Raw genomic sequence first — 7,137 nt, 5'->3', positions numbered from 1 at the left:
TTTCGAAATTCAATTGTTACTTAAAGGCTTAGAGGCGACCAATATTTGCTTGTTGTAAATCTTTGAACCCGGTAAAACGGTCTTACATAGGTTAGCATTTCATTAATGATTTATTGCATCATTAGAATGATCTTATTTCTGAAAATTTGCAGCACTATTTGTATTTTTTTGGGTATAAAAAACAATATTTAGTAAACATTAAATTAATAACTAAATAATATCAAATCAGGTGATTGTCTGATAATTCTTGGATCTGGTATACAATAAGCATCATTTATAATTTAATTATTGTCGAATTTATATTACTTTTTTAAAGTATTTCGTTTAAATAAATTAAAAAATAGCGATCTTAAAATGAAATTTTTAAAATTATTTAGCTGTTAGTCAGTGTGTTAATTATTTTTTCAGCCCTATCCTTTAATTTTACATAATTTAACGTTTCCACTTTATCTTTTCTTGAAAAAATATATATATTTGTTCTTACCCTTTCGAGGGTATGTTTTTCATAGGTAGATGTAGGGTCGAATACTTGTATTCGGCCCTTTTTTGTTTTTTGGAGAATTTAAAAATGTATGTTTGTGGTATGATAAAGAAGAAAGTTGTTGTTGCAGTTACTGGTGCCAGTGGATCAATTTATGCTAAAGTTTTGTTCGATAAATTGATAGAACTTCAAGATCAAATTGAGGCTGTTGGTGTGGTAATGAGCGATAACGCAAAAGAAGTTTGGCAATTTGAATTGGGAAACCAGAACTATGCCGATTATACCAATTTTACTTTCTTCAGCAAAAACGATTTTAATGCACCCTTTGCCTCAGGTTCAGCTAAGTATGATACCATGATTATTGTGCCCTGTTCCATGGGAACATTAGGTCGCATTGCACATGGCATATCAAACGATTTGATTTCAAGAGCGGCTGATGTGGTTTTAAAAGAACGCAGAAAACTGATTGCCGTAGTAAGAGACACACCATTCAGTTTGATTCATATAAATAACATGAAAACAGTTACAGAGGCAGGAGGAATTATTTGTCCGGCGAATCCATCTTTCTATAGCTTACCAAAAACAATTGAAGAAGTAGCCGGAACAGTGATCAGCAGGGTGCTGGATTTGGCTGGTTTTGAGCAGGAAAGTTATCGCTGGCAGGAAAAATAGCTCCGTTTCAATTGCATGGTGATAGCTGAGAATTGCGAATTGATCACCTAATGTTATCTCACTGTAATTTATCAGTTCAGCAGGATCCATTCTGTCAACTCCGAACTTATTTCTTATCTTTGCAGGCTCAATGAAAAAGGTCGCGTTTTATACATTAGGTTGTAAATTAAATTTTTCTGAAACCTCCACAATCGGTCGTTTATTTACCGATGCAGGTTATGCTGTGGTTGAATTTCAGGATCAGGCTGATGTGTATGTGATCAACACTTGCTCTGTTACGGAGCATGCGGATAAAAAATGCCGTAAAGTAGTTAAAGAAGCTTTAAAATATTCTCCAAATGCTTTTATCACCATTGTTGGGTGTTATGCTCAGCTCAAGCCACAGGAAATTGCTGAGATTGAAGGGGTGGATATGGTTCTGGGTGCAGCGGAAAAATTTAGAATTGTAGAATATATTACTGATTTGACCAAGCAACCAAAAGCGGTGGTTCATCAGCAAAACATAGAAAAAGTAAACCATAATTTCATTGCATCTTATTCTATCGGCGATAGAACGCGTACTTTTTTAAAAGTGCAGGATGGATGTGATTATCCTTGTACCTATTGCACTATTCCATTGGCGCGTGGTGCCAGCCGGAGTGATACCATTGAGAACGTGGTGAACAGGGCTAAAATGATTGCAGAAAGTGGGGTAAAAGAAATTGTGCTTACCGGTGTTAACCTTGGTGATTTTGGCATTCGAAATGGCGAAAGGGAAGATAAGTTTTTTGATCTGGTAAAAGCATTAGATGAGGTTGACGGCATTGAAAGAATTCGCATTTCATCTATAGAACCAAATCTGCTTAGTAATGAGATTATTGAATTTGTAGCCCTATCTAAACGTTTTGTGCCTCATTTTCATATTCCCTTACAATCCGGATCTGATAAAATTCTGGGCTTGATGCGTCGCCGTTACCGTAGCGATTTATACGTGGAGCGGGTAGCAAAAATTAAAGAGGTAATGCCGCATTGCTGTATTGGTGTGGATGTAATTGTTGGCTTCCCCGGCGAAACCAAGGATGATTTTAGGGATACCTATCAGTTTTTAAACCAGCTGGATATCTCTTATTTGCATGTATTTACCTATTCCGAACGTGAACTGACCGTTGCAGCCGAAATGAAAGGTATTGTATCCGGTAGCGAGCGTAACGAAAGAAGTAAGATGTTGCATATCCTGTCGGATAAAAAACGCAGGGCTTTTTATCAGTCGCAGATTGGCAGTAATGCAGAAGTGCTGTTTGAAGCTGATCAAAAAATGGGTTATATGCATGGATTTACCAAAAACTATGTAAAAGTACGCGCTAAATATGATCCGGTAATGGTAAATGAGCTAAAGGCTGTTAAGCTTCTCGAAATGACCCCGGATGGTGAGGTTGAGGTGGCTGAATTGGAAACAGCTTACGCACATCATTAGCATTTAATTAACATGCTGAATTTAGTTTAGTACCCTTTAAGTCAATATCCTCAAACAAGTTTAAGAAAACGTTTTTCTCGTAAATCGTTAATTGCGAGGAGGTAAACCCGGCTTTTTGGGAAGCAATCTGCTTTTGTGGCATCTATGACGAAGATTTCAGCAAATGAAAAATCTGATTCGCAATGACGAATTTTTTATGGAAGCTTGTACCAGTTCCAATGCTAAATTGATAGCAGCCGACTTTACCGACACTTATTAACAATTAATCTGCTTTTTCTTTTCATCTTTAGTGCTTTAGTCTTTCCGCTTTAGCCTTTCAGCTTTCTTTCCTATCTTCGCAACAAATTATTTGTATGTTTCCTACCGTCTCCCATTTTTTAGAATATTTATTTGGTATTAACCTGCCATTGCCGTTTAATACTTTTGGCGTTTTTGTAGCGCTGGCCTTTGTGGCCGGGTATTGGGCTTTTACCAAAGAATTACAGCGGAAGGAGGCATTAGGAATTCTTCATCCCATTACTAAAACAATTATAATTGGCAAGCAAGCCACCACCTCTGAGCTGATCATGAATGCCTTATTCGGGTTTTTGATTGGCTACAAACTGGTATATGCCCTCCTAAATTATTCTTTGTTCGTGAGTGATGCCCAATCCATTCTGATGTCGGCCAGGGGCAATATTATTGGTGGTTTATTATTCGCCGCTTTATTTGCCTACTGGGATTATAAGGAAAAAGATAAAACAAAATTAGATCAGCCAAAAGAAACTAAAGTAACCATACATCCTTACCAGATCATGAGCAACCTGATTGTATGGGCCGCAATATGGGGTTTTCTAGGGGCTAAATTTTTTGACAATTTAGAATATTGGGATGATTTTGTTCAGCATCCTATTGAGCGTTTGCTGTCATTCAGCGGTTTAACCTTCTATGGCGGGTTGATTTGTGGTGGTGCAGCAGTGCTGATTATTGCCAGAAAAAATGGAATCAAGCCTTTGCATATGCTGGATGTTGGTGGGCCGGGCATGATGCTGGCCTATGCGGTAGGGCGTATTGGCTGTCATTTATCGGGCGATGGCGATTGGGGAATTGTGAACCCACATCCAAAACCTTTCTCTTGGTTGCCTGATTGGTTGTGGTCATATACCTATCCAAATAATGTTGTGGGTGAGGGTATTCCCATCCCGGGCTGTACAGGTAAATTTTGCAATGAGCTGGCACAGGGCGTTTATCCTACGCCATTATATGAAGTAATTGTATGTTTAATCCTTTTTGCCTTCCTGTGGAGCATTCGCGATAAAATTAAAGCACCAGGCCTGATGTTCGGTATTTACATGATTCTGAATGGTATTGAACGCTTTTGTATCGAACTGATTCGGGTAAACTCGAAGTACCATGTATTCGGATTATCGTTTACACAGGCAGAGATGATTTCGACGTTCCTGGTTATTGGAGGGATTGCTTTAAGTGTTTATGCACTCCGGAATAAAAATGTGGTCAGTTAATTTAGGCAAAAGCTTAATCAATCAACATCCAGCTATTTTTAATATAAATTTATGAATTACGAATTAATATGTAATAAGGTCATCTCCATTGTCAGGCTAACCGGAAATTTCATCCGCAAAGAATCCTTACAATTTGATGCGAGTAAAATAGAATACAAGGGTTTAAATGATATGGTTTCTTATGTTGATCAGACAGCAGAAAAGAAACTGGTTCAAAACCTTGAAAAATTAATTCCCGATGCGGGTTTCATTACAGAAGAAAAAACGATGACCAGGGTTGGAAAGACCTATACCTGGATTATCGATCCTTTAGATGGGACTACCAATTTTATACATGGCATTCCTGCCTACGGGATCAGTGTTGCTTTGTATGAAGATGGTTTACCTGTTATCGGTGTGGTTTATGAATTGAACAGAAGTGAGATGTTCTATTCTTATAAAGGTGGCGAAGCTTTTATGAATAAGAAACAAATTCATGTTTCTAACAATCCAGATCTAACTTCCAGTTTGCTGGCTACTGGCTTTCCGTATTATCAGTTTGATAAACAAACTCAATATTTAAAGTTGCTGGAAGAAATGATGCAGAAATGCCATGGCGTTCGCCGCATTGGTGCTGCAGCAATTGATCTGGTTTATACCGCCTGCGGTCGTTTCGATGCTTTTTTCGAATACAATTTACAACAATGGGATTTTGCAGCCGGATGTTTTATTGTTCAGCAGGCTGGTGGACAGGTTTTTGATTTTTCAGGTGGAGATGAATATTTTACCAAACGCGAAATACTGGCCACCAATGGCAAACTGACTGCTGAAATGCTGGAAGCGATTAAGAGGCACTTTGTACTATAAGTTGCTTTTAAACCTGGGTAGCAGTACCGTCATCATCTGAAATAAGATCGTAACGTAATTAGTATCAATATTATCTAACAAGAGTTTTTTTTAGTTCATTTAAATAAAGAATGGCTCGCTTTTCGGCGAGCCATTCTCATTATGATAATCTACTATGAAAAATGGGCAATTATAAGGCTTCAGATACCACTTCAGTCACTTCAGGAACCATTCTCTGTAACAGGTTCTGAATGCCTGATTTCAGCGTAATGGTTGAAGATGGGCATCCACTGCATGATCCTCTGAGTTCTACGGTTACCACACCCTCATCAAACGATTTATAGGTAATGGCACCACCATCCTGCTCCACAGCCGGACGGACGTAATCATGTAAGATTTGCTGAATTTTTATTTCAGTTTCCGTACCTTCAAAAGATGGCGCTTCTTCCGAAGTGGCTTCTTTAATTTTTAATTCAGATTCTACCGCACCTTTTACAAATTCCTTTAAAATGGCTTCAATATCAGCCCATTCCGCATCATCTGTTTTGGTAATAGTTACAAAGTTGCTGGCAAAAAACACGCCCGACACAAAGTTGAATTTAAATAACTCTTTGGCGAAAGGAGAATGCTCTGCACTTTCTTTTGTGGCGAAATCCTCACTACCGTTAATCAGCAGCTTATTTACCATGAATTTCATGGTAGCCGGGTTAGGAGTCTGTTCTGTATATACGTTAATCGTCATGTCTTAATCAATTTGAATAAACAAAATTAACAATTACTCATTAATAAAGCTTTTACAGGCTGTCTGTTTAGCGTCAATTTAATTGCTTAGAAAATGCCTGTATAGTTAAATGGTGTGATGGTCCGCAACTGCACTTTTACGGCTTCTGCCACTTCCAATCCTTCAATAAACACAGCGATACTGTCTGCATTAATTTTGGAGTGGGTTCTGGTTAGTTCCTTCAGGGCTTCATATGGGTTTGGATAATTCTCCCTGCGTAAAACGGTTTGAATCGCTTCAGCCACAACTGCCCAGTTGGCATCAAGATCAGCATGTAAAGCAGATTCATTTAGTAAAATTTTGTTTAATCCCCTTAAGGTGGATTGAATGGCAATAATGGTATGTCCGAAAGGAACGCCAATGTTTCTTAGTACCGTAGAATCTGTTAAATCTCTTTGCAAACGTGAAATCGGAAGCTTGGCTGCAAAAAATTCGAATAATGCATTAGCAATCCCGGCGTTTCCTTCAGCGTTTTCAAAATCAATTGGATTTACTTTATGCGGCATAGCCGATGAGCCAATTTCTCCGGCTTTGATTTTTTGTTTGAAGTAGTTTTTGGAAATGTACGTCCAGATGTCACGGTCTAAATCAATGATAATGTTATTTATGCGCTTCAGGGCATCACATTGTGCAGCAAACTGATCGTAATGTTCAATTTGCGTGGTATGTTGTGCCCGGGTTAAGCCCAAAGTTTCCTGAACAAACTGATTGGAAAAATCAACCCAGTTTACTTGTGGATAAGCGATGTGATGTGCATTGAAATTTCCTGTTGCACCACCAAACTTTGCACTGTTGGGAATCGACTTTAGGTTTTCCAGCTGGATGTTCAAACGGTCTGCAAAAACAAGAAATTCCTTTCCGAGTTTTGTTGGAGAGGCCGGCTGTCCATGTGTATGTGCCAGCATGGGAATGTCTTTCCATTCGGCAGCCAACGCTTCTATCTTTGCAATCAATGTGGAAATTGCCGGATAATAACTTTCTTCTAAAGCCAGTTTAATAGAGTAGGGGATTGCCGTATTGTTGATGTCTTGAGAGGTAAGTCCGAAATGGATAAATTCTTTATATTCCTGAAGGGCCAGGCTATCAAATTTATTTTTAATAAAATATTCCACCGCTTTCACGTCATGGTTGGTAACTTTTTCTGTTTCCTTAATTTCTAAAGCATCAGTTTCAGAAAAATTTTCATGAATTTTACGTAAATCTGTATACTGGTTTTTATCAAATTTTTCCAGTCCAGGAAGGTTAGCCTCGCATAATGAAATAAAATATTCAATTTCTACAAAGACACGATATTTAATTAAAGCTTCTTCAGAAAAGTAAGCGGATAAACTTTCGGTAGTTTTTCTATATCGGCCATCTATTGGCGAAATGGCTTGTAGTGATGTTAAATTCATTATGCGGATTATTTTTGCCGCAAATTTAC

General features: G+C 38.1%; 6 protein-coding genes. 4 read left to right on the top strand and 2 right to left on the bottom strand.

What is annotated here, in order from left to right:
* Nucleotides 1–583: 583 nt before the first annotated feature.
* The 4 genes from CBW18_RS19410 to CBW18_RS19395 all read left to right on the top strand — a co-directional run bounded on the left by CBW18_RS19410 (nt 584) and on the right by CBW18_RS19395 (nt 4,954).
* Entirely contained in the window at nt 584–1,153 is a 570-nt protein-coding gene (locus tag CBW18_RS19410; RefSeq protein WP_088303024.1) for a UbiX family flavin prenyltransferase, read from the top strand.
* A gap of 130 nt (nt 1,154–1,283) precedes the next feature.
* Nucleotides 1,284–2,606, top strand: a complete 1,323-nt coding sequence (mtaB, locus tag CBW18_RS19405; protein WP_088303023.1) for a tRNA (N(6)-L-threonylcarbamoyladenosine(37)-C(2))-methylthiotransferase MtaB — start codon at nt 1,284–1,286, stop codon at nt 2,604–2,606.
* Between the two features lie 353 nt (nt 2,607–2,959).
* Entirely contained in the window at nt 2,960–4,108 is a 1,149-nt protein-coding gene (locus tag CBW18_RS19400; RefSeq protein ID WP_088303022.1) for a prolipoprotein diacylglyceryl transferase, read from the top strand.
* A 51-nt stretch (nt 4,109–4,159) separates the two neighbouring features.
* Complete coding sequence (locus tag CBW18_RS19395; protein WP_088303021.1) at nt 4,160–4,954, top strand: inositol monophosphatase family protein; 795 nt, start codon at nt 4,160–4,162, stop codon at nt 4,952–4,954.
* Nucleotides 4,955–5,123: 169 nt separating this feature from the next.
* Here CBW18_RS19395 and CBW18_RS19390 read toward each other — a convergent pair whose 3' ends face one another.
* Together CBW18_RS19390 and purB are read right to left on the bottom strand one after the other, a co-directional pair.
* Nucleotides 5,124–5,675, bottom strand: coding sequence for a NifU family protein (locus tag CBW18_RS19390; RefSeq protein WP_088303020.1), 552 nt, complete (start codon nt 5,673–5,675; stop codon nt 5,124–5,126).
* Between the two features lie 86 nt (nt 5,676–5,761).
* Nucleotides 5,762–7,108 (bottom strand): adenylosuccinate lyase, encoded by a 1,347-nt coding sequence (purB, locus tag CBW18_RS19385; RefSeq protein WP_088303019.1) that lies wholly within the window; start codon nt 7,106–7,108, stop codon nt 5,762–5,764.
* Between the last annotated feature and the right edge of the window lie 29 nt (nt 7,109–7,137).

This window comes from Pedobacter sp. AJM (assembly GCF_002197755.1).
Taxonomy (GTDB): domain Bacteria; phylum Bacteroidota; class Bacteroidia; order Sphingobacteriales; family Sphingobacteriaceae; genus Pedobacter.
Note: the sequence above shows the minus strand (reverse complement) of the source record. Positions and strands in the feature narration are given on the sequence as shown.

Coding starts and splice junctions, on each gene's coding strand:
- CBW18_RS19410 (WP_088303024.1), top strand. CDS start 584: ATGATAAAGAAGAAAGTTGTTGTTGCAGTTACTGGTGCCAGTGGATCA.
- mtaB (WP_088303023.1), top strand. CDS start 1,284: ATGAAAAAGGTCGCGTTTTATACATTAGGTTGTAAATTAAATTTTTCT.
- CBW18_RS19400 (WP_088303022.1), top strand. CDS start 2,960: ATGTTTCCTACCGTCTCCCATTTTTTAGAATATTTATTTGGTATTAAC.
- CBW18_RS19395 (WP_088303021.1), top strand. CDS start 4,160: ATGAATTACGAATTAATATGTAATAAGGTCATCTCCATTGTCAGGCTA.
- CBW18_RS19390 (WP_088303020.1), bottom strand. CDS start 5,675: ATGACGATTAACGTATATACAGAACAGACTCCTAACCCGGCTACCATG.
- purB (WP_088303019.1), bottom strand. CDS start 7,108: ATGAATTTAACATCACTACAAGCCATTTCGCCAATAGATGGCCGATAT.